At 65.5% G+C, this 24,860-nt stretch carries 24 protein-coding genes and 1 pseudogene; 14 read left to right on the top strand and 11 right to left on the bottom strand.

Features of this window, described 5'->3' with window-relative positions; genetic code table 11:
* Nucleotides 1-39: 39 nt before the first annotated feature.
* From CSC74_RS10290 to CSC74_RS10280, 3 genes and pseudogenes are all read right to left on the bottom strand, one after another.
* On the bottom strand, nucleotides 40-1,053 hold the full coding sequence (locus CSC74_RS10290) for a serine hydrolase domain-containing protein (RefSeq protein ID WP_162314684.1): 1,014 nt from the start codon (nucleotides 1,051-1,053) through the stop codon (nucleotides 40-42).
* A 33-nt stretch (nucleotides 1,054-1,086) separates the two neighbouring features.
* Nucleotides 1,087-1,665 (bottom strand): annotated as a pseudogene (locus tag CSC74_RS10285) (M15 family metallopeptidase); the annotation flags it as partial.
* Between the two features lie 267 nt (nucleotides 1,666-1,932).
* On the bottom strand, nucleotides 1,933-3,189 hold the full coding sequence (locus tag CSC74_RS10280) for a 6-phosphofructokinase (RefSeq protein ID WP_162314375.1): 1,257 nt from the start codon (nucleotides 3,187-3,189) through the stop codon (nucleotides 1,933-1,935).
* 124 nt (nucleotides 3,190-3,313) lie between these two features.
* Here CSC74_RS10280 and CSC74_RS10275 point away from each other — a divergent pair, with 124 nt between their 5' ends.
* Nucleotides 3,314-3,892 (top strand): adenylate kinase, encoded by a 579-nt coding sequence (locus CSC74_RS10275; protein ID WP_162314374.1) that lies wholly within the window; start codon nucleotides 3,314-3,316, stop codon nucleotides 3,890-3,892.
* A 76-nt stretch (nucleotides 3,893-3,968) separates the two neighbouring features.
* Here CSC74_RS10275 and CSC74_RS10270 read toward each other — a convergent pair whose 3' ends face one another.
* Nucleotides 3,969-5,114 carry a S1 family peptidase gene (locus tag CSC74_RS10270; protein WP_162314373.1) on the bottom strand — a complete coding sequence of 382 codons (1,146 nt, stop codon included), beginning with the start codon at nucleotides 5,112-5,114 and terminating at the stop codon, nucleotides 3,969-3,971.
* Nucleotides 5,115-5,355: 241 nt separating this feature from the next.
* Between CSC74_RS10270 and mpl the strand changes: the two genes are divergently transcribed.
* Entirely contained in the window at nucleotides 5,356-6,720 is a 1,365-nt protein-coding gene (gene mpl, locus CSC74_RS10265; RefSeq protein WP_162314372.1) for a UDP-N-acetylmuramate:L-alanyl-gamma-D-glutamyl-meso-diaminopimelate ligase, read from the top strand.
* Here the strand turns inward: mpl and CSC74_RS10260 are convergent.
* A complete protein-coding gene (locus CSC74_RS10260) occupies nucleotides 6,717-7,574 on the bottom strand; it encodes an IclR family transcriptional regulator (protein WP_162314371.1) in 858 nt (285 codons plus the stop codon). The two genes, mpl and CSC74_RS10260, sit on opposite strands and share 4 nt — an antisense overlap.
* A 43-nt stretch (nucleotides 7,575-7,617) precedes the next feature.
* Nucleotides 7,618-8,310: a cupin domain-containing protein gene (locus tag CSC74_RS10255; RefSeq protein ID WP_162314370.1), complete on the bottom strand. Its 693-nt coding sequence runs from the start codon at nucleotides 8,308-8,310 to the stop codon at nucleotides 7,618-7,620.
* 183 nt (nucleotides 8,311-8,493) lie between these two features.
* On the opposite strand from CSC74_RS10255, the gene CSC74_RS10250 reads away from it, so the two are divergent.
* The 8 genes from CSC74_RS10250 to CSC74_RS10215 all read left to right on the top strand — a co-directional run bounded on the left by CSC74_RS10250 (nucleotide 8,494) and on the right by CSC74_RS10215 (nucleotide 15,772).
* Nucleotides 8,494-9,729, top strand: coding sequence for an MFS transporter (locus tag CSC74_RS10250; RefSeq protein ID WP_211369617.1), 1,236 nt, complete (start codon nucleotides 8,494-8,496; stop codon nucleotides 9,727-9,729).
* 22 nt (nucleotides 9,730-9,751) lie between these two features.
* A complete protein-coding gene (locus CSC74_RS10245) occupies nucleotides 9,752-9,955 on the top strand; it encodes a tautomerase family protein (protein ID WP_162314368.1) in 204 nt (67 codons plus the stop codon).
* Entirely contained in the window at nucleotides 9,952-10,755 is an 804-nt protein-coding gene (locus tag CSC74_RS10240; RefSeq protein WP_281349748.1) for a fumarylacetoacetate hydrolase family protein, read from the top strand. The genes CSC74_RS10245 and CSC74_RS10240 overlap by 4 nt, the downstream gene beginning before the upstream one ends.
* Nucleotides 10,756-10,825: 70 nt before the next feature.
* Nucleotides 10,826-11,764 carry an acetaldehyde dehydrogenase (acetylating) gene (locus CSC74_RS10235; protein ID WP_162314367.1) on the top strand — a complete coding sequence of 313 codons (939 nt, stop codon included), beginning with the start codon at nucleotides 10,826-10,828 and terminating at the stop codon, nucleotides 11,762-11,764.
* 10 nt (nucleotides 11,765-11,774) lie between these two features.
* The gene (dmpG, locus tag CSC74_RS10230; RefSeq protein ID WP_162314366.1) at nucleotides 11,775-12,821 is read left to right on the top strand and encodes a 4-hydroxy-2-oxovalerate aldolase; all 1,047 of its coding nucleotides are present in this window, start codon (nucleotides 11,775-11,777) and stop codon (nucleotides 12,819-12,821) included.
* Entirely contained in the window at nucleotides 12,818-13,606 is a 789-nt protein-coding gene (dmpH, locus tag CSC74_RS10225) for a 2-oxo-3-hexenedioate decarboxylase (RefSeq protein WP_162314365.1), read from the top strand. The genes dmpG and dmpH overlap by 4 nt, the downstream gene beginning before the upstream one ends.
* Nucleotides 13,607-13,707: 101 nt before the next feature.
* Complete coding sequence (locus tag CSC74_RS10220; RefSeq protein ID WP_246193147.1) at nucleotides 13,708-15,060, top strand: DcaP family trimeric outer membrane transporter; 1,353 nt, start codon at nucleotides 13,708-13,710, stop codon at nucleotides 15,058-15,060.
* A 133-nt stretch (nucleotides 15,061-15,193) separates the two neighbouring features.
* Nucleotides 15,194-15,772 (top strand): LON peptidase substrate-binding domain-containing protein, encoded by a 579-nt coding sequence (locus tag CSC74_RS10215; RefSeq protein WP_162314364.1) that lies wholly within the window; start codon nucleotides 15,194-15,196, stop codon nucleotides 15,770-15,772.
* A gap of 127 nt (nucleotides 15,773-15,899) precedes the next feature.
* Here the strand turns inward: CSC74_RS10215 and CSC74_RS10210 are convergent, their stop codons facing one another.
* Nucleotides 15,900-17,891 (bottom strand): bifunctional DedA family/phosphatase PAP2 family protein, encoded by a 1,992-nt coding sequence (locus CSC74_RS10210; protein ID WP_162314363.1) that lies wholly within the window; start codon nucleotides 17,889-17,891, stop codon nucleotides 15,900-15,902.
* A gap of 184 nt (nucleotides 17,892-18,075) precedes the next feature.
* Between CSC74_RS10210 and CSC74_RS10205 the strand changes: the two genes are divergently transcribed.
* The 3 genes from CSC74_RS10205 to CSC74_RS10195 all read left to right on the top strand — a co-directional run bounded on the left by CSC74_RS10205 (nucleotide 18,076) and on the right by CSC74_RS10195 (nucleotide 20,846).
* Entirely contained in the window at nucleotides 18,076-18,894 is an 819-nt protein-coding gene (locus CSC74_RS10205; protein WP_162314362.1) for an SDR family oxidoreductase, read from the top strand.
* Between the two features lie 149 nt (nucleotides 18,895-19,043).
* The gene (locus CSC74_RS10200; protein ID WP_162314361.1) at nucleotides 19,044-19,466 is read left to right on the top strand and encodes a VOC family protein; all 423 of its coding nucleotides are present in this window, start codon (nucleotides 19,044-19,046) and stop codon (nucleotides 19,464-19,466) included.
* 159 nt (nucleotides 19,467-19,625) lie between these two features.
* Nucleotides 19,626-20,846 carry an acetylornithine transaminase gene (locus CSC74_RS10195; protein ID WP_162314360.1) on the top strand — a complete coding sequence of 407 codons (1,221 nt, stop codon included), beginning with the start codon at nucleotides 19,626-19,628 and terminating at the stop codon, nucleotides 20,844-20,846.
* Between the two features lie 99 nt (nucleotides 20,847-20,945).
* Here CSC74_RS10195 and hemL read toward each other — a convergent pair whose 3' ends face one another.
* Together hemL and thiE are read right to left on the bottom strand one after the other, a co-directional pair.
* Entirely contained in the window at nucleotides 20,946-22,238 is a 1,293-nt protein-coding gene (hemL, locus tag CSC74_RS10190; RefSeq protein WP_162314359.1) for a glutamate-1-semialdehyde 2,1-aminomutase, read from the bottom strand.
* Nucleotides 22,239-22,337: 99 nt separating this feature from the next.
* Nucleotides 22,338-22,976 carry a thiamine phosphate synthase gene (thiE, locus tag CSC74_RS10185; RefSeq protein ID WP_162314358.1) on the bottom strand — a complete coding sequence of 213 codons (639 nt, stop codon included), beginning with the start codon at nucleotides 22,974-22,976 and terminating at the stop codon, nucleotides 22,338-22,340.
* Nucleotides 22,977-23,043: 67 nt separating this feature from the next.
* Between thiE and CSC74_RS10180 the strand changes: the two genes are divergently transcribed.
* Nucleotides 23,044-23,235, top strand: a complete 192-nt coding sequence (locus CSC74_RS10180; RefSeq protein ID WP_162314357.1) for a rubredoxin — start codon at nucleotides 23,044-23,046, stop codon at nucleotides 23,233-23,235.
* Nucleotides 23,236-23,315: 80 nt separating this feature from the next.
* On the opposite strand, the gene CSC74_RS10175 is transcribed toward CSC74_RS10180, so the two are convergent.
* Together CSC74_RS10175 and CSC74_RS10170 are read right to left on the bottom strand one after the other, a co-directional pair.
* Nucleotides 23,316-24,161: a SirB1 family protein gene (locus CSC74_RS10175; RefSeq protein ID WP_162314356.1), complete on the bottom strand. Its 846-nt coding sequence runs from the start codon at nucleotides 24,159-24,161 to the stop codon at nucleotides 23,316-23,318.
* A gap of 180 nt (nucleotides 24,162-24,341) precedes the next feature.
* Nucleotides 24,342-24,788 (bottom strand): DUF192 domain-containing protein, encoded by a 447-nt coding sequence (locus CSC74_RS10170; protein ID WP_162314355.1) that lies wholly within the window; start codon nucleotides 24,786-24,788, stop codon nucleotides 24,342-24,344.
* Nucleotides 24,789-24,860: the final 72 nt, after the last annotated feature.

The raw sequence follows: 24,860 nt of genomic DNA, 5'->3' as shown, positions 1-24,860 counted from the left end.
TTTCAACAGATTGGAAATATTTTCCAGGCATGGGCCCGGTCAGGGGTGTGCAGGCGGGTCATCGCTCAGAAACAGCGCGCCTATCCTGGACGCAAGGTCGTAGGGCGTCGGATCGTTGCGGTTGCTCAGCACGATCACCGTCAGGTGTTGCTTCGGCCAGCGTACCAAGGTGTTGCGGAAACCGACGCTCTCGCCGGAATGCCATTGCCTGTCGTCGGTGACGCGCCAACCGAAGCCGTAGTACGTCGCATCAGGTTCGCCCGACACCTGCACGTGCTTGCCGAATGCCAATGCGCGCGAGGCATCACTGAGTAGGCGGTCGTCGTACGACGCGGCATCCCAGCGGGCAAGGTCGTCGATGCTGGAATAGATGCCGCCGTCGCCAAGCACGGCGCTGTACGCATTCTGATCCGTGCGCGTCCATTTGCCGTCCTTTTCGCTGTAGCCCCAGGCGCGAAGCCGGACCTCCGGGCCGTCGGCGACATAGGCCAGGGTGTCGTGCATGCCGAGTGGCGCGAAGATCCGGGTGCGCAGGAACTCGGGAAAACTCAACCCGGAAGCGCGTTCAACCACCAGGGCCAGCAGCGCGTAGCCGCTGTTGCTGTACCGGTAAGTGCTACCCACGGGGAAGTTGAGCCGGTCTTCTTTTTCGAGCAGTGCCAGCACGCCGGCGTCGCGGATCTGGCCATCGTAGGGTTTGGCCATCAGGTCTTCGTAATCAAGCAATCCGGAGGTGTGCTCAAGCAGGTGGCGCAGGGTCATGCCATCCGTCGACCGGGGTAGCGTGGGCAGCCATTTGCGCACTGGATCATCGATGGAAAGTTTTCCGTCCTGCGCAAGCAGCAGGATCGCGGCGGCGGTGAACTGCTTGGTCACGGAGGCGAGCCGGTAATTGGTCGCCGGTCCGGCCTCGATGCCCTTCTCCAGGTCGGCTCGTCCGTAGCCACGGCGGACCACGGCCTTGCCGTCCTTCAGCACCAGCAGCGAGGCGCCCGGAACATCGCCATCATAGGGCTGCATCAGGCGTTCGATTTCGGCCTGGTGGCTGGGCATGCCGGAAATCGATACGGGAACGTCGTAGAGGGTCGTAGTGTCCGACTCGGCGCGGAGCGTGTAGTGCCACCACTCTTTTTCGTAATTCCTGAAGCCCTGCGCCTCCATGGCTTCACGCAGCAGGTTGCGGTTGGCGCGTTGTTCTGCGGTGACCTCGGGCGAATCGGTATTGGCGCGGGTGGCGAAGAAATCGAAAGCGGTGCCCATGTCCAGGGGTCCGCAGCCGTTGCCACGCGCATCGCATTTCAAAAGAGTCAGGTCCACCGTGCCGCCGCGGCTGTGGCCGGACACGGGAGCGATGTATCCGCCGGTCAACTGCGACTTGTCCAGGTCGGGGTAATGCGTGGCTTTTGCACGAAGGTCGCCAGGATCGTTCGCCCATCGCATGAAATGCGCCACCGCACGTGCCGGGCGGTAGCAGTCGAACACACGAAGGCGCATGTGGTTCGCGTGCAGGTCGGATTCGACCCGTGCCAGCGCCTCGGCGGTCTCGCGCTTCAACCAGCAACGTGGCGCTTGATAGCCCTCGATCGGCTCGCCAATGAAGTTGTCGCTGCCGGCGTAGGCGATGGATTGCGACATGTCGGGCACCAGGCTGCGGATATCCACCATGCCGGCCTGCTCCATCCCGGTGGCTGGCGAAAGTTGCGGCGCCTCGCCGGCGTGAGTGAGTACCGGTGCCATCACCAACGTAAACGCCAACAAAAGTCGCATCATGCTGCGTAGTCCTCATTAGACTTGATTGCGGAAAACCCGGTGGAAAACGGAATCGGTTTGACGGACCGCGGCAGTACTGGCCGGCAAGTGAAGTCCGTCCCGATTCCCATCGTTGTTGAGTGCTGCTCCATGGAAGAGCAGGGGCCATGATCGCCGACGCTATCAGCCTTCCCACTTCGGCAATTTCTTCTTCACCGCCACATTCTTCAGCGTCACGTAGTTCGGCAAGCCATCGCGCCCATACGGCGGATACGCCTCGCCGCGGATCAGCGGCTCCAGGTATTTGCGTGCCGCGGCGGTGATGCCGTAGCCATCCTTGCGGATGAAACCGTTCGGCATCTTCTTCTCGTGGTTGGCGACCTTGCTCAGCGGCGCGGCCTCGATCTTCCAGCGGTACGGCGTATCGGAAGTGCGCACGATCACCGGCATCACCGCGTTCTGTCCCTTCAGCGCGAACTGCACCGCCGCCTTGCCTGCGGCCTGCGCCTGTTCCCAATCGCTCTTCGAGGCGATGTGCCGCGCCGAACGCTGCAGGTAATCGGGCAGGGTCCAATGCACTTTCATCCCCAGTTCGTTCTTGACCCGGCCGGCGAGATAGGAAGCGACGCCCCCGAGTTGCGTATGTCCGAACGAATCCTTGCCGCCGCCGGCATCGGCGACGAAGCGGCCATCGGCGTACTGGATGCCTTCGCTGGCCACGACCACGCACCAGCCCACTTTCGCGACCACTTTCTTCACCTGGGCGAGGAAGGCGGCTTCGTCGTAGGCGCGCTCGGGGAACAGGATGATCTGCGGCGCTTCATCCGCATTCTTCCCGGCCAGTCCCGCGGCGGCGGCCAGCCAGCCGGCATGGCGGCCCATGGCTTCGTAGACGAAGACCTTGGTCGAAGTCTCGGCCATCGCGGCCACGTCCAGCGCGGCCTCGCGCACCGACACCGCGGTGTACTTGGCCGCCGAGCCGAAGCCCGGGCAGGTGTCGGTGACGGCCAGGTCGTTGTCCACGGTCTTGGGCACGCCGATGCAGGTCAGCGGGTAGTCGTAGGCCCGGGCCAGTTGCGAGACCTTCCAGGCGGTGTCGGCCGAATCGTTGCCGCCGTTGTAGAGGAAATAACGCACGTCGTGGGCCCTGAACACTTCCAGCAGGCGCTCGTACTTGGCCGCATCGGCCTCCAGCGACTTGAGCTTGTAGCGACAGGAGCCGAAGGCGCCGCCTGGGGTGTGGGCCAGGGCGCGGATCGCGGCGGCGGACTCCTTGCTGGTATCGATCAGGTCCTCGCGCAAGGCGCCGAGGATGCCGTTGCGGGCGGCCAGGACCTTGACCTTGCGGGCCCGGGCCTCGGTGATGACGGCCGAAGCGGAGGCGTTGATGACGGCGGTGACGCCGCCGGACTGGGCGTACAAGAGGGTGCCTGCAACCATGGTCGGGTTCGTTCCGGAATGGGGGGATGCGGTAAGCTGCACTTATGGCGCGGTGCAGCGCTGGCGTGGGGAAAGTCTAACGCCGCCTGGAAGCCACTGGTTATTCATGTTCGGGAGTAAGTGGATGCGACTGGTTCTATTGGGCCCGCCCGGGTCAGGCAAGGGCACGCAAGCGGCGCGGCTCAAGGAATATCTGCAGGTTCCGCACATCTCCACCGGAGACCTGTTGCGGGCCGAAGTGGCCGCCGGCAGCCCGCTGGGCATGCAGGCCAAGGAAGTGATGGCACGCGGCGATTTCGTCAGCGATGCGATCCTGCTGGGCATGCTGGAAGACCGTTTCGCCCGCCCGGATACCGCCGGCGGTTTCATCCTGGATGGTTACCCGCGCAACCTGGCCCAGGCCGACGCGCTGGGCGTGCTGTTGAACAAGCTCGGCCAGCCGATGGATTACGCGGTGCAGCTGGAGGTCCCCGACGAGTTGCTGGTGGAACGCATCGCCGGCCGCGCCGCCGCCGAGGGCCGCGCCGACGACACGCCGGAAGTGGTGCGCAACCGGCTGCGGAAGTACAACAACGAAACCGCGCCGGTGATCGATTATTACCGCCAGCATGGGCAGTTGACCGTGGTCAATGGCGTCGGTTCGCTGGACGAAGTCCTGAGCCGCCTGATCGAGGCGTTGTCGCCGGCCAAAGAGGTCGGTTGAGCGGATTGATCAGCGCTATCCATGAAAAAAACGCCCCGGCTTACCGGGGCGTTTTTTCATGCGCCAGCTGGAGCCGTCAGGGACTGGTGACCAGCGTCAGGCCATAGGCCGACAACAGCGGATTGATGGGCTGGAAGTAGCTGTTGCCACCGCCCGGCTTGCCGCCCTTGCCCTTGCAGTTGCCGCTGCCGCCTGACAGCACGCCCTGGGCTTGGCCCGGTGCGGTGATGAACGAGCCGCCCGAATCGCCGCCTTCCGAACAAGCGGTGGTCTGGGTCAGGCTGAGGATGGTTTCCCCGCTGGAGTAGTTGACGGTGACGTTCTTGGCCCGGATCGCGCCGCAGCGCCACTTGGAGGTGCGCCCCGAACGGCAGATCGCCGCGCCCACCGCCGCTTCAGTGCTGCCGTGCACCGTGACGTCGGCGCTGGTGTAGCCCTCGACGGTCGGACGCGGGGTGTGGCCGGCGTCCAGTCGGACCCAGGCGCGGTCCGGACCGGTCTGGCCGGGGTTCGGGAAGTTGGAGGCTGCGTAGGTGCCCAAGCGCACGCCGAGCGTCCACTGCGAGGGTTCGTAGTAGGTGATTTCGCCCGCATTGCCGCAGTGGCCGGCGGTGGCGAAGCCGGGTGCGCCGTTCTGGGTGACCGAGAACCCGACCGAACAGGCGTACAGGTAGCCATCGCCCGGATTGCGCAGGATGCCGTAGCCGCCCAGCACGTCCATGCGCAGGCTTGGTTGCTCGTCAAGGGTCTCGAAACGCACGGTGGCGGCATCGATGCCGCTGCGGGCCACGAAGTCGATACCGGCCTTCTCCGCGCCGCGGGCGATGCTGACGGTGACGCTGTTGGTGGGCAGATGCACCGACCATGCGTACACGTCCTTCGGCGCCTTGGCGCCCTGGGCGATGAACATGTCGAGCCGCGCCTTCGACGCATCGAGCTCGGCGAGGCTGCGGCGCGCCCGGCGCATTTCAACGCCGGCCGCGGACTTGCCGCTGCGGGTGCTGGCTACCACGAAGCTGTAGGAGCCATCGCCTTTGCGCTCGATCCAGCTACCGGCGTAGCTGGCGCCCAGTTGCTTCTGCAACGCCTTTTCCTGCTGCGCGGCGATCCGTTCGGTCTGCAGGTACTGCGCAAGCTGCTGGCCGGAAAGGCCCAGGTCGCGTTGCATCGCGGCTTGCAGGGCGGGTTCGACGTCGGCGGCGGAGGCGGAACCGGCGACCATTGCGACCGCAAGTGCGAGGGGGGCCGAAACAACACGTATCAAGGATTTGGTCTTTCGCATTCGAAGAACTCCTGATGGTTAAGGTTGGCTGGAACGGTCGATGCTGGCCGGTTGCGCGTCGACGGGCGGAAAGCTTTGTCGTCCTGTCAATGCCCCCCGGGACCGCGAGCCGACCCTATCACGGCGTCTGCTACTGGCCGGGAAATTATTGGGAGAGGGCCAAATCGGTCACAATCGCCGCATGAGCAAACTACACATCCTCGGCATCGCCGGGACTTTCATGGGTGGCGTGGCCGCACTGGCGCGAGAGCTTGGGCACGAGGTCGAAGGCAGCGACCAGGCGGTGTATCCGCCGATGTCGACCCAGCTGGAACGGTTGGGCATCGCATTGCAGCAAGGGTATGCGCCGGAAAATCTCTCGCCGGATTGCGATGAAATCGTGATCGGCAACGCGCTCTCGCGCGGCAACGCCGCGGTCGAAGCGGTGCTCGATGCAGGCCGCAAGTACACCTCCGGCGCGCAGTGGTTGGCCGAATACGTGCTGCCGGGCCGCGACACGCTCGCGGTTGCCGGTACCCACGGCAAGACCACCACCAGCACCATCCTCGCTTACCTGCTGGAAGCGGCGGGCCGCGATCCGGGTTTCCTGATCGGTGGCGTGGCGGAGGATTTCGGTGTGTCGGCGCGCGTCGGCAAGGGCCGCGAATTCGTGGTGGAAGCCGACGAATACGACACCGCGTTCTTCGACAAGCGCAGCAAGTTCGTGCACTACCGGCCGCTGGTGGCGATCCTCAACAACCTGGAATACGACCACGCCGACATCTTCCCCGACATCGCCGCGATCCAGCGCCAGTTCCACCACCTGGTGCGCACGGTGCCGCGTCGCGGCCGGCTGATCGTCAATGGCGAGGACCAGCGCCTGGCCGAAGTGCTGGCGATGGGTTGCTGGACGCCGGTGGAACGCTTCGGCCTCGATCAATCGCTGGAATGGAGTGCGCGCCTGGTCAACGAAGACGGCAGCGCTTTCGCCGTGCTCCACAACGGCACCGAAATCGGCGAAGTGCAGTGGCCCATGCTGGGCAACCACAACGTGCTCAACGGACTTGCGGCGCTCGCCGCTGCGCATGCAGTGGGTGTGGATATCGCGATGGTGATTCCATCGCTGTCCGAATTCCACAGCGTCAAGCGTCGACTTGAAGTCATCGGCACAGCCCACGGCATCACCATCTACGACGACTTCGCCCATCACCCGACCGCGATCCAGACCACGCTGCACGGCCTGCGGGCGAAAGTGGGCGCCGCACGCATCGTGGTGGCGATGGAGCCGCGCAGCAATTCCATGCGCCTGGGCGCGCATGCCGAGGCGCTGGCGCCTTCGCTCGACGGCGCCGATGCGGTGGTGTTCCTGCATCGTCCGGAACTGGCCTGGGATGCGGGCAAGGTGGTGTCGGCGATCCGTGGCGATGCCCGCACCGTCGCCGACGCGGACACGCTGATCGAGGCGCTGCGTTCGATCGCGCGACCCGGCGACCATGTGGTGTTCATGTCCAACGGCGGCTTCGACGGCGCGCCGCGGCGGTTCCTGGCGGCCCTGGGCTCCGGCTAGCGTCGCTCGCTGGCGCTGGCCGCGTAGCCCATCGCTGCGGAAATACTCGCCGAGGTGCGCAACAGGGCTTCGACGTGCTCCGGGTGGGGCGTGCTCGGCAGGTAATGGATGGAGCCGATGATGGCCACGGTGCCGAACAGCTCGCCATTGGCTTGCAGCAACGGCGCGGCCAGCGCATTGACGCCTATATAAAGCTCCTCGGGAGCGTCGGCCCAGCCACGGCGGCGGACCAGCTCGATCTCGCTTCTCAGCCGCTCCGGATCGGTGATGGTGCGTGGCGTGCAGGTCGGCAAGGCATTGGCCATGAAGTTGTCGCGCAGACGGGCAGGGCCGAAGGCCAGCACGATCTTTCCCTGCGCCACGGTGTTGTGATGGAAGCGGGTGCCCGGACGCAGGCTGATCTCCACTGGCGCGGTGCCGCGCAACAGATCGATGACCACCACCTCGTCATCCGAGAAGGTGGAAATGACGATGGTCTGGCCGACCTCGCCACGCAATTGTTCCAGGATGGGTTTGGCCAGGGCCATGACGTCGAAACGGCTGGTGCAGGCGCGCGCCAGCAGGAACATCTCCCAACCCACCCGGTAATGGTTGGAACTGCTTTCCTGATCCACGTAACCATGTTCGCGCAGCGCACTGAGGTGGCGGTGTACGCGTGCCTTGGGCATTCCCAGGATCTGCGCCAGGCGGGTTACCCCCAGCCCCGCCGGCGCGCCCGCCAGGGCTTCGATCACCTTCAGGGTGACGATCGCAGTGGGGAGCCCATGATCCGATTGCTCTTCAAGTCCCTCCAGCGCGGCGTCGGCGTCGGCGGCGGCGGCGGGTGGCAGGGGGCTGGAGATTTCGCGCGGCATGGATGCCTGGTAGGTAAGGGTGGGAGGCCGGTCTGGCTTAAGGTTAACCCACTGATCCAGTGGATCGGCCCAGGTCGATGTATCGCTCTGCAAAAACCTTGTATTGCTGAACCTTCTGAGCGGCGGCGTCTTCCGGTCGCACATAACGGATCGAGCTGCGGCCCTTCAATTGTCGTGGCAGCAGGAAGCAACGGACGAAGGCGGTTTCTTCCGACTCCGTGGTGGGGGCCAGCACGGGCGCGTGGCCCAGCTCGAACCATGCCTCGCCGGCTGCGTAGTCATGGCGGTGCCCGAGCGTGTCGATGGTGATCTGGCCATGCAGGCAAATGCGGATGCCCGGCCCCTGGTGGACATGGGTCAGGGCAACGCCGCCTTTGGGGAAATCCACCCGGTCGCAGCGCATCAGCCATTCGAAGCGATCGTCCAGGACCAGGGCCGATTCCAGTTTCAGTTCGCTGCGCGCGAAGGGCGCCGAAGGCAGGCCATCGCTCACCGGCGCGGCATCGTCAGTCAATTCCCAGCGCCACAACACCGTATCGCCGCGGCCGTTATGCAAGGCGACGGCCGACTGCGCCACCCGGGCTTCGCCCTCGCGCACGCACTGACCATCTTCCGGGCCTTCTGCTGTCAGTTCGCCATGGCGCACATACAGGCTGCGGGGGCAGGCCGGCAGGTACACCGGCGGACAGGCGGCAGGCAGCAGGTCTTCATAGAGGCGCAGTGTGAGGTTGGGCATGGGCGGGACTCGGGTGTTGGGGGTAATGTTTGTATCGTACATCGATACAAAGTTAATTTATATGATCTATTTGTAGTAATACTGGTATATTGTGATACAAGAGTATCGATGATCGATACGATATCCACATCGCCAATATTCCGGAAGGGGAACGCAATGGCTCAGAGTGGCAAGGCTGAAAGGGTGACGGGCGCAGCAGGCGGTCGCTGGTGGCAGGGTGCCAGCAAGCAGCAATGGGGAACGTTCCGCTCGGCCTATCTGGGCTGGATGCTGGACATCATGGATCTGATGCTGTTTGCGATGGTCATCAAGTACATCAGTGCCGATCTTGGCCTCGACAAGTCGACCGCCGGCATGGTGATGTCGGCCACGTTGATGGCCACCGCGTTCGGCGGCCTGATCTTCGGCTTCCTGGCCGACCGCATCGGGCGCGCCAAGTCGATGATGCTGAGCATCATCTGTTACTCGATCGGCACCGCACTGTGCGGCCTGTCCGACACTCTCGGCCAGTTGATGGTGTTCCGCATCATCGTTGGGCTCGGTGTCGGTGGCGAATGGTCGGCCGGCTCGGCGCTGGTCAGCGAAACCTGGCCTGCCAAGCACCGCGGCAAGATCCTGGCGTGGGTCCAGAGCGCATTCGCCGCCGGCTATGCGGCGGCGGCGATCGTGGCGGCGGTGGTGGTGCCCATCGCCGGCTGGCGCTGGGTGTTCGCCGTAGGTCTGCTGCCGGCGCTGCTGGCGTTCTACGTGCGTCGCCATGTCAAAGAGCCCGCGATCTGGGTCAACCAGAAGGCGCGACTCGGCTTCATCGAAACCCTGCGCACGCTGTTCATCTCGCACGGACGCAACACCACCATCGGCCTGGCCTTCACCACGGCGGCGATGTGCGGTTACTGGGGTCTGTTCACCTGGATTCCGACCTATCTGGCCACGCCGGTGGCGGAAGGCGGCCCGGGCCTGGATCTGGTCAAGTCGACCATCTGGATCGTGATCATGCAGGTCGGCGCGGCATTGGGTTTCATCACCTTCGGCTACATCGCCGACCGTCTGGGCCGCAAGTCCGCCTTCCTGATTTTCTTCGCCGGTTCGGCTCTGTCGGTGCCGCTGTTCGTGATGATCCAGTCGCCGCTGCTGCTGATGGGGTTCGGCATCGTCGTGGCCTATTTCGGTACCGGTTTCTACAGCGGCTTTGCCCCGACCTTCGCCGAGATGTTCCCGACTTCGGTGCGCGCCACCGCGCAGGGTTTCGTCTACAACGGCGGCCGTGCGATCGCGGCCATTGCCCCGGCACTGATCGGTTTCCTGGCCAACGGCTATGGCGTCGGCAGTGGCTTGTTGGCCACTTCCGGGTTCTTCGCCCTGGCCGGCCTGATCGTGCTGCTGTTCCTGCCTGAAACCAAGGGCGCGGAGCTCACCTGATTCAACTACAGAGGAAGCTGGAATGCCCATCATCAATGTAACGCTGGTCGAAGGACGCGACGAACAGCGCGTGCGGGATTTCATCAGGGAAGTAGCCCGCGTGGCCAGCGCCACACTGGATGCGCCGATGAGCAGCATCCGGGTGATGGTCACCGAACTGCCGCCGCAACGCTTCGCCGTTGGCGATGTGCTGAAGAGCGACAACGACAACGGAGCCGCACGATGACGGCAACGGTCGTGTCGATGGCGCTGGAAGAGGTGCAGCGCCATGCCGCCGAACTGCATGTCGCCTTGCGCAGCGGCCAGCCGCTGCCGCCGCTGAGCGAACGCGTTCCCGGCATCACCCTGGCGGATGCCTACGCGATTTCCAATGATTTTTTGCGCCGCCGGTTGGCCGAGGGCGAGCGCGTGGTGGGCAAGAAGGTGGGCGCCACCAGCGTGGCGGTGCAGAACATGCTGAAGGTCGACCAGCCGGATTTCGGTTTCCTGACCGATCGCATGGAAGTCGCCAATGGCGCCTCGTTATCGGTAGCCGGCCTGATCGCGCCACGCGCCGAGGGCGAGATCGCTTTCCACCTCAAGCATGACCTGTGCGGGCCGGGCATCACCCACCACGACGTGCTGGCGGCGACCGAGTCGGTGTCGGTGTGCTTCGAGATCGTCGATTCGCGCATCCGCGACTGGAAGATCGGCATCGCCGACACCGTGGCCGACAACGCCTCGGCCGCAGCCTATGTGCTCGGCGGCGATCGGGTTTCGCCCAAAGGCCTGGACCTGGGCACGCTGGGCATGGTGGTCGAGAAAAACGGCGAGCTGGTGGCCACCGGCGCCGGTGCCGCCGCGCTCGGTTCGCCGGTCAATTGCGTGGTCTGGCTGGCCAATACCCTGGGCCGCCTCGGCACCTCGCTCAAGGCCGGCGAAGTGATCCTTTCGGGTGCGCTGGTGCCATTGATTCCGGTCGCTGCCGGCGACCGCATGCGCGTACGCATGGGCGCGTTGGGCAGTGCGGAAGTGCACTTCGTATGAACCTGTCCACCTTATCCGATCCAGCAACATCCAATTCAGCATCATCCAATCCAGCAACAAGGAGCTGTCAATGTCCCTGAAAGCCGTCATCGTCGGGCCGGGCAATATCGGCACCGACCTGATGATCAAGATCCTGCGCCATGGCAAGCACCTGAGCATGGCGGGCCTGGTCGGTATCGATCCCGCGTCCGATGGTCTGGCGCGCGCGTTGAAGATGGGCGTGCCCATCTGCGCCACCGGTGTCGCGGGCCTGGTCGAATCCGAGATGTTTGCCGATGTGGACATCGTGTTCGACGCCACGTCCGCCTCGGCGCATGTGCACAACGATGCGTTGTTGCGCAAGGCCAGGCCCGGCATCAGGATGATCGATCTGACCCCGGCGGCGATCGGTCCGTACTGCGTGCCGACGGTCAACCTGGAAGCCAACCTGGAGGCGCTGAACGTCAACATGGTGACCTGTGGCGGCCAGGCCACCATTCCGATGGTGGCGGCGGTGGCCTCGGTGGCCAAGGTGCGATATGCCGAAATCGTGGCTTCGATCTCCAGCCGTTCGGCCGGCCCCGGCACGCGCGCCAACATCGACGAATTCACCGAGACCACCGCGCGCGCGATCGAAAGCGTCGGCGGTGCCAGGGTGGGCAAGGCCATCATCGTGATGAATCCGGCCGAGCCGCCGCCGTTGATGCGCGACACGGTTTACGTATTGTCCGATTTTGCCGATACCGACAAGATCCGGGCCGCAGTGGAAGCGATGGTGGCCAAGGTCGCGGCCTACGTTCCCGGCTATCGGCTCAAGCAGCAGGTGCAGTTCGAGCGCATCGAACAGCCGACCCATGTGCCGGGCGTGGGCCCGGTCACCGGTCTGAAGACTTCGATCTTCCTGGAGGTGGAAGGCGCGGCGCATTACCTGCCTGCGTATGCAGGCAACCTGGACATCATGACTTCGGCGGCATTGGCCACCGGCGAGCGCATCGCCGAAGCCCTGCTGGCCACGCGCCAGCCCGCCTGAGGAACCGGCCATGACAGACAAGAAACTCTATATTTCCGACGTGACCCTGCGCGATGGTTCGCACGCGATCCGCCATCAGTACAGTCTCGAACAGGTGCGGGTCATCGCCTCGGCGCTGGACGCCGCAAACGTCGACTCGATCGAAGTTGCCCACGGCGACGGCTTGAAGGGCTCGTCGTTCAACTATGGTTTCGGCGCGCACAGCGACCTGGAATGGATCGCGGCGGCGGCCGAATCGGTCGAGCATGCGAAGATCGCCACGCTGCTGCTGCCCGGTATCGGCACCGTGCACGACCTGAAGGATGCCTATCAGGCGGGCGCGCGCATCGTGCGCGTGGCGACGCATTGCACCGAGGCCGATATTTCCCGCCAGCACCTGGAGGCGGCCAACGCCCTGGGCATGGATGCGGTGGGCTTCCTGATGATGAGCCACATGATTGCGCCCGCAGCGCTGGCCGAGCAGGCCAGGCTGATGGAAAGCTACGGCGCTTCGTGCGTGTACGTGGTGGACTCGGGCGGCGCACTGGGCATGATCGATGTGCGTGAACGCGTGCGCGCGCTGCGCGACGCGCTCAATGCCGATACCCAGATCGGTATCCACGCGCACCACAACCTGTCGCTGGGTGTGGCCAATTCCATTGTCGCTGTCGAAGAAGGCGCGATCCGCATCGATGCCAGTCTGGCTGGCATGGGCGCCGGTGCCGGTAACGCACCGCTGGAGGTATTCATTGCCGCCGCCACGCGCCTGGGCTGGAACCATGGCTGCGATCTGTACACGTTGATGGATGCCGCCGACGACATCGTGCGTCCGCTGCAGGATCGCCCGGTGCGGGTCGATCGCGAAACCCTGGCGCTGGGTTATGCCGGGGTCTATTCCAGCTTCCTGCGGCATGCCGAGGCCGCTTCGAAGCGCTTCGGTATCAACACCGTCGACATCCTGGTCGAGCTGGGCAAGCGCCGCATGGTCGGCGGCCAGGAAGACATGATCGTGGATGTGGCATTGGACATGCTGCGGCAGCGTGATGCCGCGGCCAATAACGAAGAGGCAACCGCATGACGCTGGAACAGAATGTCGTGGAGCAGTGCGCGCAGCTGCTGTACGCGGCCGAGCAGGAAGTACGCGAGGTCCCTAGAATCACCGATGACCACCCACAAATGAATGTGGCCGACGCCTATCGCATCCAGGAGCGTCTGCGTGAACTGAAGCAAGCGCAGGGTTTGCGCATCGTGGGCATGAAGATGGGTCTGACTTCGCACGCCAAGATGCAGCAGATGGGCGTGGATACGCCGATCTACGGCTTCCTCGCCGAAGACAATGCGGTGCCCGATGGGGGGGTGGTCGAGGTCAAGCACCTGATCCATCCCAAGGTGGAGGCGGAAATCGCCTTCGTGATGCGCGAGCCGCTGTCCGGGCCGGATTGCGACGCAGCCAAGGTGCTGGCGGCGACCGACTTCGTGCTGGCGGCGATCGAGTTGATCGACTCGCGCTACGAAAATTTCCGCTTCGACCTGCCCAGCGTGATCGCCGACAACACTTCCGCCTCCCGCTACGTGCTGGGCTCGCGCGCCACTGCCGTGGCCGGGCTGGATCTGGAAACGCTGGGCGTGGTGCTGGAGCGCAACGGCCAGGTGGTGGAAGTAGGTGCGGGCGCTGCCGTGCTCGGCAATCCCGCCCAGGCCGTGGCCATGCTGGTGAACATGCTGGCCGCTCGCGGGCAGACATTGCCGGCAGGCAGCGTGGTGCTCTCCGGGGCGATTACCGCCGCTATTCCGGTAGCCGCGGGCGACAACGTACAGGTGCGCGCCGACGGTATCGGCACGGTGTCGATGCGGTTCGTCTGACCGGCATCGTTTGATCGGGATCGTTTGATCCGGTTTTTTCTTATTGACCGGCCCTTCGCAGGAAGTGCCGGAACGGTTTTCTATGCCCTGGGAGGGACAAAATGGTTTTCAAGAGATATTTGAGAGCAGGCGTGGCGACGGCAATGCTGGCAGCGGCAGTGATGCCGGCGACGGTGCTGGCACAGGCGGTGAGCAATGAAGTGCTGCAGGCGCGCATGGCGGAACTGGAGCAGGAAGTCGGCCAGATGCGCGCGATGCTGCAGCAGTACCAGGAACGCGAGCAGCGGGTGGTCGCCACGCCGGCCATGGCCGAGGCGCCGGTGGCCGGTTCGATGCAAAAGACCACGATCATGCCGGCCGCCAATCCAGGCACCCGGTTTTCCTTCGGTGGTTTCATCAAGCTCGATGCGATGTACACCCGGACCAGCGACGGTGCCATTGCCGACGGTTCCGCCGGTCGGTTGTTCTATTTCCCCGGCGCCACCCCGGTGGCTGCCGATGGCAATGGCCGCAGCGCCAGTTACAACGACATGCACGCCCAGTTCTCGCGTTTCTGGTTCGGCGTCGATACCACCACCGAGGGCGGCGACAAGCTGAAGGCCTACATCGAGGCGGATATGTACGGCGGCGGCAGCAATGCGTTCGCCGGCAACGAGGTGATCACCAATACCTACGCGGTGACCTTGCGCCAGGCCTACGTCAGCTGGAACGGCTGGCTGGCCGGCCAGACCTGGTCCAACTTCCAGGATGTGGCCGCGCTGCCGGACACGGTTGATTTCACCGGTCCGTCCGAAGGCACGGTGTTCTCGCGCCAGGCGCAGTTGCGTTACACCCGCGGCCCCTGGTCGTTCTCGCTCGAGAATCCGCAAACCACCATCACTCCGTATCTGGGCGCCGGTGCGCGCATCAACAGCGGCGATGACACGGTTCCCGACCTGACCGCACGCTGGATCAAGCGCGGCGACTGGGGTCACTTCACCGTGGGTGGCCTGCTGCGCCAGTTCAAGTACGACGATCGTTCGGAAACCGGCGGTTCGCTCAGTGTGTCCGGGCGTTACAACTTCGGCAGCAATGATGATCTGCGTTACATGGTCAGTGGCGGCAGTGGCATCGGCCGCTATCTCGGCTTCGCATTGGGCAGCGATACGGTGCTGGGTGAGGACGGGCGTCTGCAGGCGCTGGATGGCTACGGCGGGTTTGCCGCCTGGCGCCACAGTTTCAGCCCGAAGTTGCGTGGCAACGTGGTCTATTCGGCGGCCTGGCTGGATAACGACATGGCCTTGACCGGCAACTTGTTGACCGAGCGTTCGCAGTCGTGGCGCGTGAACCTGATCTATTCGCCGTTCCCGAAGCTGGATCTGGGTGCCGAACTGAGCCATGCGGAACGCAGGCTGGACAACGGCCAGGAAGGCGACTTGAACCGTCTGCACACCCACGTCAAATACAGTTTCTGAGGTGCGGTCGATGCCATGACCGCAGCCCGCGCGGTCGTGGCGTCAGCTTCGGTCTACGGGTCAGGACGATGGGTCGGCTGGGGTAATATCGCTGCTGTCCAATGCGATGGCGCGCGCCGCCTGGCCTGCAGGAATGATTTCGACCTTTGACTTGCCCCTGTTCCCGCTACCTACGATATTGCTGCCGGGGGCCGCACTGGGACTGCGGCTGTTCGAGCGGCGCTACCTGGACATGGTCGGCGATTGCGGCCGCAACGGCCGCGGCTTCGGCGTTTGCCTGATCCTGGAAGGCAGCGAAGCCGGCACGCCGGCGACCCCCGCCGCGTTCGGCACCGAAGCGGTGATCGAGGATTTCGACACCGGCGATGATGGGCTGCTGACCCTGCAGGTACGCGGAGCCCGGCGTTTCCATGTGCAGCGCACACGGGTGCGCGACAACGGCCTGGTCGTGGGTGACGTGCGCTGGCGCGAAGCCGACCTGGACGATTCCCTGCGCCCGGAACATGCGCTGCTGGCCACGGTGCTGCAGCACTTCCTGGAGAAGGCCGGCGGCGAACACAGCAAGGTCAGCAACGCGCGTTTCGACGATGCCGCCTGGGTCGGCTGGCGCCTGGCCGAGTTCCTGCCGCTGGACGATGCGCAGCGGCTCACGATCCTGCAGGAAGACGATGTGCATGAGCGCCTGGAGCTGCTGTTGCGGATGATGCCTTGAGGCGATCGACCGCAAGCGCAAAAAAAGCGGTGTGGTCTGGTCGAATCGTGAGCGCTCCAGGGGCGCGAGCTTTTGGGGTCTCCGCGATCGGATCGAAGAGCTCGCGCCCATGGGCGCTCCTACGGGACTATCGATCCGTGCGGATCCGCAGCACCGGCCATTGGGTTTCCGGATGCGGCTCAAGCTGGTGTTGCAGCGGGCCGATGTCCGCGGACAAGGCCTGCAGCGACGAACCGGCTTCGCGCAGCGGTCGCCACATGCCGACGAACTCCAGCGCGCGTTGGTGCTGCAGGGTCTGCACGCTGCCGATCCACAGCGGCATGTCGCCGGGTTGCAGGTGGGTCGGCGCGGCCCACAGGCGCAACGCCAGCATTTCGCCGGGCCGTCCACCCGCGCGCAGCATCAGCAGGCTTTCCGCGCGCGTCTCCAGGGTGGCCGGCAGCACCGGCTGCTGTTGCTCGGGCAGGTCGTTGTCGAGCAGGTTCAGGACCTGTTCCCATCCCGCCTGCGGTTGCAGCCGCCAGCCTTCCGCTTCGAGTTGCGCGCGCAACGGCGCCAGTGGGCCGGCGACCTGCACATCCAGCGGCCAGCGTTGTTGGTCGTCGAATTCGTTGCGCCGTGCCGGTTGCCGTCGCCAATCGTGTTGCCACCAGTCTTCCAGTGCCACAGAGTCGTGGATCTGCAACACCTCGAACTGCGCCAGCAGCGGCTCGATGTTGCGCGGCGCGTGCCACAGCGCGGCCACCGCGATCGCGCCATAGAACAGCGATGCCAGCGGTTTCATCCACAGCGAGCGCACCGTGCGGCGCCGATAGGCGATGCCCAGCACCAGCAGCCAGAAGATCCCGAACAGCATTCCGCCGATCACGTCGCTCAGCCAGTGCGCGCCCAGGTAGATGCGGGCGAAACCGATCAGCGCGACCACCACGCCCGACACCAGATACGGCCAGATGCGCCGGCGCCCCGGCAGTTCGCGCGCGATCAGCACGGCGAAGAAGCCGAACGTGATCGTGGACATGGTGATGGTGATGGAAGGAAAGCTGAAACCGCTGGCCACCGCGGGCGGACGCGGGAAATCCACCGACGCACCCAGCCACGCGGTCAACGCCAGACCGAACGCCAGCGCCGCCAGCCAGTGCGCCGCCGCCATCCAGCGCTTGCGCCAAGCCAGGTACAGCAGCACGAGTATCGAGGCCGGGGCCAGCACTTCGACATCGCCCAGCGAGGCCAGCGCCGCCATCGGGTAGTCCGCCAGCGGATTGCGCAGGGCCTGCATGAAGCCGTGGATGGCCAGGTCCACGCCCAGCGGTTCGCCATGGCCGAGCACCAGCGCCAGGAAAGCGAACCAGATCCAGCCGAAGGCCAGCAGCATCACCGCCAGCAGGGCCAGCGACACCGACTCGCGGCGTTGCGGGTCGAACACCGCCATCGAATAGCGACCGAGCACCGGATGCTCGTGCGACCACGCCAGCGCGCGCGCGAGCAGGGAGTCGGCATGCGTGGCGAACCAGCGATAGGTGTACAGCACCATCGCCCAGGCCAGGGCCATCACCACCAGCAGCAGGCCCAGCACCAGGGCCAGGCGCCCGGCCACCGCCGCCACCGCATCGTAGGCTTCGCCCAGCACCCAGCCCGGGAGCAGGAACAAGGCCGCCCAGCTCACCGCCGCCAGCGCGCTGGCCGGCAGGTAGCGGCGCCAGGGCATCTTCAGCATGCCGGCGATGGCCGGGACGAAGGGGCGGATCGGGCCGACGTAACGCGCGATCAGGATGCTCTTCAAGGCGTTGCGGCGGAACATGGTTTCGCCGCGGTCCAGCAGTTGCGGGAACTTGCGGAACGGCCAGTGCGTGCGCAATTGCGGGCCCCAGCGCCTGCCGATCTGGAAGCTGAGTCCATCGCCGACGAAAGCGCCCAGCGCGGCGCAGGCCAGTGCGTACGGTCCCGACAGTTCGCCCAGGCCGATCAGCATGCCCACCGCGAACAGCAACGGCAGCGCCGGCACGATCGCTCCCAGGACGATGACCGCATCGCAGAACGCGATGGCGAAGATCACCGCACCCGCGGCCACGGGATGCGCTGTGATCCAGGCCAGCAGGGTGTCGAACCAGGAGGGATTCATTGCTGCCGATTATAGGGGGGGCGAGCATGCAGTGACGCGCATGGGCGACGCGCGCAGGACCGGGCACAAGGAAGGGCAAGGGCCGAAGCCTTGAGAGCAGGAGTGAGTGGAGAGGAGCGAGAAGTGAGTAAAATCCGGGCATCTGCTCTTGCTCACTCCTCACTCCTCTCCACTCACTCCTCCTATGGCCACCCTCGCAGGCAAGACCCTCTTCATCACCGGCGCCTCGCGCGGCATCGGCCTGGCCATCGCCCTGCGCGCGGCGCGTGACGGCGCCAATGTCGCCATCGCCGCCAAATCGGCGGTGCCCAATCCCAAGCTGGCCGGCACCATTCATACCGCAGCCGACGCGGTGACCGCGGCGGGTGGACAGGGCTTGGCGCTGAAGTGCGACATCCGCGAGGAGGATGAAGTGAAGACGGCGGTCGCCGCGACCGTGGACCGGTTCGGCGGCATCGACATCCTGGTCAACAACGCCAGCGCCATCTGGTTGCGCGGCGCGCTGGACACGCCGATGAAGCGTTTCGACCTGATGAGCCAGGTCAACTCGCGCGGCAGTTTCCTGTGCGCGCAGATCTGCCTGCCGCATCTGTTGCGGTCGTCCAATCCGCACATCCTGACCCTGGCGCCGCCGCCGTCGCTGGATCCCAAGTGGTGGGCGCCGCATACCGGCTACACCCTGGCGAAGATGGGCATGAGCTTCGTCACCCTGGGCCTCGCCGCCGAATTCGGTCCGCAAGGCGTTGCCATCAATGCCTTGTGGCCGCGCACGTTGATCGCCACCGAAGCCTTGAACATGATCCCCGGCGTCAGCGCCGGCAACGGCCGCAAGCCGGAGATCATGGCCGACGCCGCGCATGCGGTGCTGACGCGTTCGGCGAAGGGTTTCTCCGGCAATTTCCTGATCGATGACGAAGTGCTGGCGGAAGCCGGCGTCACCGATCTTTCGGGCTACGCAGTCGATCCGTCGCAGCCGCTGCTGCCGGATCTGTTCCTCGATTAGCTGGGTTTTGCTCGTCATTCCCGCGAAGGCGGGAATCGCTCTTGCTTTGCAGTTGTTTGGCAAGGCAAGAGCCAGGAGCGATTCCCGCCTTCGCGGGAATGACGAGCAAAAGCGAGTACGCTTTTCTCACTCCTCACTCCTCACTCCCCATGAAATACCTCCACGCCATGATCCGCGTCCACGACCTGGACGCCACCAGCAAGTTCTTCACCGATGGCCTGGGCCTGCGCGAGACCCGGCGCATCGACAACCCGGCCGGCAAGTTCACCCTGGTCTACTTCGGCGCGCCGGCCAACCCGGAAGCGGAGATCGAGCTGACCCATAACTGGGGCTCGGACGAGGACTATGGCAGCGCGCGCAACTTCGGCCATCTCGCCTTCGAGGTGGACGACATCTACGCCACCTGCGCGCACCTGCAAGCGCAGGGCATCGTCATCAACCGGCCGCCGCGCGACGGACGCATGGCCTTCGTGCGCTCGCCGGACCTGATCTCCATCGAGCTGCTGCAGAAGGGCGCAAGCCTGCCGCCGCAGGAGCCGTGGTCGTCGATGCCGAACACCGGCGTCTGGTAAATCCGCAGCCCACGCCTCCCGCGTAGGAGCGACGTGAGTCGCGAATGGACCGCCCATATCCTTCGCGACTCACGTCGCTCCTACGCCAGGTTGGCCCGCGACCACAGTCGGACTATTCGCCGCCCTTATAATTTCTCCGTCTTCCGCAGGAAACCACGCATGTCCACCTCCGCCGAACTGCTCGCCACCGGGCAGCAGTACTATCTGCCGGTATACAAGCCGCGCGAAGTGATCCTCGAGCACGGCCAGGGCGCGCGCGTCTGGGACCATGAGGGCAGGGAGTACATCGACCTGTCCGCCGGCATCGCCGTCTGCGGCCTGGGCCACAACGATCCCGACCTGGTCGCGGCGTTGACCGAACAGGCCGGCAAGCTGTGGCACACCAGCAACGTGTTCTACAGCGAGCCGCCGCTGCGGCTGGCCGAGGAGCTGGTCGTCGCCTCGCGTTTCGCCAGCCGCGTGTTCCTGTGCAACTCCGGCGCCGAGGCCAACGAAGCGGCGATCAAGCTGATCCGCAAGTGGGCGACGGCGCAAGGCCGCGCACCCGACCGGCGCGTGATCGTCACCTTCCGTGGCAGTTTCCATGGCCGCACGATGGCCACGGTCACCGCGACCGCGCAACCGAAATACCAGGAAGGCTACGAGCCGCTGCCCGGCGGTTTCCGCTACGTCGATTTCAACGATTTCGGGCAGCTCGAACAGGCGATGGCCGATGGCGATGTCGCTGCGGTGCTGGTGGAACCGATCCAGGGCGAGGGCGGGGTGATGCCGGCGGCCGAGGGTTTCCTGCGCGGCGTGCGCGAGCTCTGCGACCGCCATGGCGCGCTGCTGGCGCTGGACGAGATCCAGTGCGGCATGGGCCGCACCGGGACCCTGTTCGCGCACTGGCAGGATGGGGTGGTGCCGGACATCGTGACCCTGGCCAAGGCCCTGGGCGGCGGCTTTCCGATCGGGGCGATGCTCGCGGGGCCGAAGGTCGCCGAAACCATGCAATTCGGCGCGCATGGCACCACCTTCGGCGGCAATCCGCTGGCCGCGGCGGTGGCGCGGGTCGCGCTGCGCAAGCTGGCTTCGGAGGAGATCGCGGCCAATGTCGTGAAGCAGTCAACGGCATTGCGCGATGGATTGGCGGCGATCAACGGCGAATTGCAGTTGTTTTCGCAGGTGCGCGGGCGCGGACTGATGCTCGGCGCGGTGCTGAAGCCCGAGTACGCCGGACGCGCCGGCGAGATCCTCGATCATGCCGCGGCGAACGGCTTGCTGTTGCTGCAGGCGGGGCCGGACGTGCTGCGTTTCGTGCCGGCGTTGAATATCAGCGACGAGGAAATTGCTGAAGGTCTGCGCCGGCTGCATGCGGCGCTGCATGCCTTCGTCGCCTGAATCGGATTCCCTCCCTTGTGGGAGCGACGTAAGTCGCGAAAGGGTATCGATACTCCTTCGCGACTTACGTCGCTCCCACAAGATCAGGCTTGGAACCACTCAACCTTTCGCGACGACCTTGAACGCCTCGCGTGCCGCGGCCACGGTCTCGGCGATGATCGCTTCGTCGTGCGCGCTGGACATGAAGCCGGCCTCGTATGCGGAGGGCGCCAGGTACACGCCGCGTTCCAGCATCGCATGGAAGAAGCGGTTGAACGCGGCGCTGTCGCAGGCGATCGCCTGGGCGTAGGTATCGACCTGTTCCGAAGTGAAGAACAGGCCGAACATGCCGCCGACGCGGGTAGTGGTCAGGGCGACGCCCGCTTCGCGCGCGGCGGCTTCGAGTCCGTCGCACAGCGCGTTGGTCGCGGCGGCGAGCCTGTCGTGGAAACCCGGCGCCTGCACCAGTTCCAGCATCGACAGTCCCGCGGCCATGGCAACGGGATTGCCGCTGAGCGTGCCGGCCTGGTAGATCGGGCCGCTGGGCGCGATCTGCGCCATCAGGTCGCGGCGTCCGCCATACGCGCCGACCGGCATGCCGCCGCCGATGATCTTGCCGAAGGTGGTCAGGTCCGGGACGATGCCGTAATGCGCCTGCGCGCCACCCAGGGCGACGCGGAAGCCGGTCATCACCTCGTCGAAGACCAGCAGCGCGCCATGCTTCGTGCACAGCTCGCGCAGGTGCTGCAGGTAGCCCGTGCGCGGCGGCAGGCAGTTGGCGTTGCCGACCACCGGCTCGATGATCACGCAGGCCACTTCGCTGCCGATGTCATCGAACAATTTCGTCGCGCCTTCGAAATCGTTGTAGCTCAGCGTCGAAGTCAGCTCGCTCAAGCCGGCCGGCACGCCCGGCGAAGTCGGCACGCCCAGGGTCAGCATTCCCGAACCGGCCTTCACCAGGAACGAATCGCCGTGGCCGTGGTAGCAGCCCTCGAACTTGACGATGCGCATGCGCCCGGTCGCGCCGCGCGCCAGGCGGATCGCCGACAGCGTGGCTTCGGTGCCGGAGTTGACCATGCGCACCATTTCGCATGAGGGAACCAGCCGGGTGATGGTTTCGGCCATCGCGACTTCGGCCGGACACGGCGCGCCGAACGACAGGCCGTCGCCGATCGCGCGCTGCACCGCCTCGCGCACCTGCGGGTGGTTGTGGCCGACGATCATCGGTCCCCATGAACCCACGTAGTCGATATAGCGATTGCCATCCACGTCGAACAGGTACGGGCCATCGGCGCGCTGGACGAAGAACGGCTCGCCGCCGACCGACTTGAACGCACGCACCGGCGAATTGACCCCGCCGGGCAGCAGCTCCTGGGCGCGTGAAAAAAGGGCGTGGGATTTTTCGTGGTTCATGGTGTTCTACATCCAGGGAAGTGGTGTCCGTAGGAGCGGGCCTTGCCCGCGATGCTCTTCGTGCAGGTCGCGGGAAAGCATCGCGGGCAAGGCCCGCTCCTACAAAAAGGATCGGCGGTAGGCGTGCACGGCGGCGACCGGGTCCGCTGCGTCGTAGACGCCGGAAATCACCGCGACCAGGTCCGCTCCGGCTTCGGCCAGCGAACGCGCATTGTCCGGGGTAATGCCGCCTATCGCCACCCGCGGCACGCCCAGCGACGCGGCCTCGCCCAGCAGGCGCGGATCCGCGTGGCGGGTGCCGCTCTTGCTGCGCGTGGGGAAGAAAGCGCCGAAGGCCACGTAATCCGCGCCCGCGGCGACGGCGGCTTCGGCCAAAGCCAGCTGGTCGTAGCAAGAGGAGCCGATGATCGCGTCGGTGCCCAGCATGGCGCGCGCCGCGGCGATGTCGCCATCGTCTTCACCCAGGTGCACGCCCGCCGCGCCCACGGCCTTGGCCAGGCGCACCTCGTCGTTGACGATCAGCGGCACGCTGGCCTGCAGGCAAAGCTCCTGCAGGGCCGAGGCCTGTTCGTGCCGCAAGGCATCGCCCGCGCGCTTGTTGCGGTATTGCAGCCAGGCCGCGCCCGCGACCAGCAACGGCGCCGTGCGCGCCAGCAGGCGCGCGGTATCGGCTTCATCCGGGGTGATCAGATACAGGCCATGGGGAGCAGGACCGGGATGCGGCCAGCGGCAATTCATCGGCAAACTTCCGGTGCGAGGTGAGGAATGGGACAATGGCGGCCCGCTTCCCCGACATTATCCCCCGATGACCGACGCCACCGACACCCGCTACCAGACCTGGATGTGCGTCGTCTGCGGCTTCATCTACGACGAGGCCAAGGGACTGCCGGAGGAAGGGCTGGCGCCCGGCACGCGCTGGAAGGACATCCCGGACACCTGGACCTGCCCGGATTGCGGCGTGGGCAAGGACGATTTCGAGATGATCGAAGTCGATTGACCCGTAGGAGCGCCCCTTGGGCGCGATGCTTTCCGGCCAGATCGCAGAAGAGCATCGCGCCCAAGGGGCGCTCCTACAGATCAGTGCATCCGCGACCGGCTGGTGTTCAATTCCACCAGGCGTTCGCGCATGGCGCCCGCATCGGCCGCCTCGGGCGCGAGTTGCAGGTAGCGGGCCAGGTCATGGCGTGCGCCGTGCTGATGATCCATGTTCAGGTAGGCCAGGCCGCGATCGCGCAGCGCCTCGGGTTGTTCCGGCGACAGCTTCAGCACGCGGTCGGCGCTGCGCGCGGCGCGATCCCACTCGTCGCGTTCGGCATACACGCCATGCAGGTTGCGCAGCATGCGGATCAGGATGGCGCGGTGAGAAGCCGGGTCCAGGATGTGCATCAGCGCGTTGTCGTCGGGAATATCGCCGCCCAGGTGCGGCTTGGCCCGTTCGCGCAGCTCGTCGGCGCCCAGCGGGCGGCCGCCGTTGAACGGATCCATCACCAGGATGCCGTCGTCCACCGGCAATCGCACCAGGAAATGCCCGGGGAAGGACACCCCGTCCAACGGCACGCCCAGCCGGCGTGCCACTTCCATCTGCACCATCGCCAGTGAAATCGGATTGCCCAGCCGGCGCTCGAACACCTCGTTCAGGTAGCTGTTGCGCGGATCGTAATATTCGTCATGGTTGCCGGTATAGCCCAGTTCGTCGAACAGGTGCCGGTTGATCGCCGCCATCTTCAGCGGCCAGGCATCGATCGCCTCGATTTCCGGGCGCAGGTGTTCGGCGTGGCTTTGCGCCAGGGTGTCGTAGAGGTCGGCGTCGAGGCCGGGATACTCGTCGCGCGCGATCAGCAACGCGGTTTCCAGCAGGGGCACGGATTCGTCGGCCTGCGCCGCCAGCGAACTCCAGTCCGGCAATGTCAGTCGTTCCCCCATGGCTCAAGATTGGCGCCGATCGCCACCACAATCAAGCCCGATGCAGGAGCGGTTTTCCGCTGCGAGTTCCTCGGGCTCTTGTGGGAGCGGCGTCAGCCGCGAGCAAGAGCCCACCGGCGCCATAGCGAATCGATGCTTCGGGAGGGTCGCCTTCGCGGCTGACGCCGCTCCCACAAGAGGCTATGGCAGTTTGGGAATCCCACCGCCCAGCTTGAGCTCGGCGCCATTCTCCAGCTTCAGTTTCGCCGCCTCGCCGGCGTTCAGTTCCAGCACGTAGCGCGCGGGCGCATTGCTGGGGTAGGGCGGGCAGGCGTCGCCGGCGGAGCAGGGCGGCACGTCGCGTTGTTGCGCGACCAGCTTGCGCGCGTCGTCGAAGTACAGGATGTCCAGCGGGATCTTGGTGTTCTTCATCCAGTAGGCCTGCGGCTCCTCGCGGTCGTGGATGAAGATCATGCCGCTGCCGGCCGCCAGTTCGTCGCGGAACATCAGCCCGCGCGCGCGTTCGGCATCGTCGTCGGCGACTTCCACCTTGTAGCGCTGTCCGCCCAGCTCCACCCAGCTGCCGGCGCTGGCGCAGCCGCTGAGCAACGACAACAGGACAAGTGGCAACAGGCGCGATACGGACATGGAAGGCTCCGGGCAAAAGACAGGATTTAGGGAAGACATGAACAATTCTCGTCATCCCCGCGAAGGCGGGGA

Source organism: Pseudoxanthomonas yeongjuensis (assembly GCF_010093345.1).
Taxonomy (GTDB): Bacteria; Pseudomonadota; Gammaproteobacteria; order Xanthomonadales; family Xanthomonadaceae; genus Pseudoxanthomonas_A; species Pseudoxanthomonas_A yeongjuensis.
The sequence above is the reverse complement of the archived record's forward strand: the minus strand, read 5'-3'. Positions and strand labels throughout refer to the sequence as shown.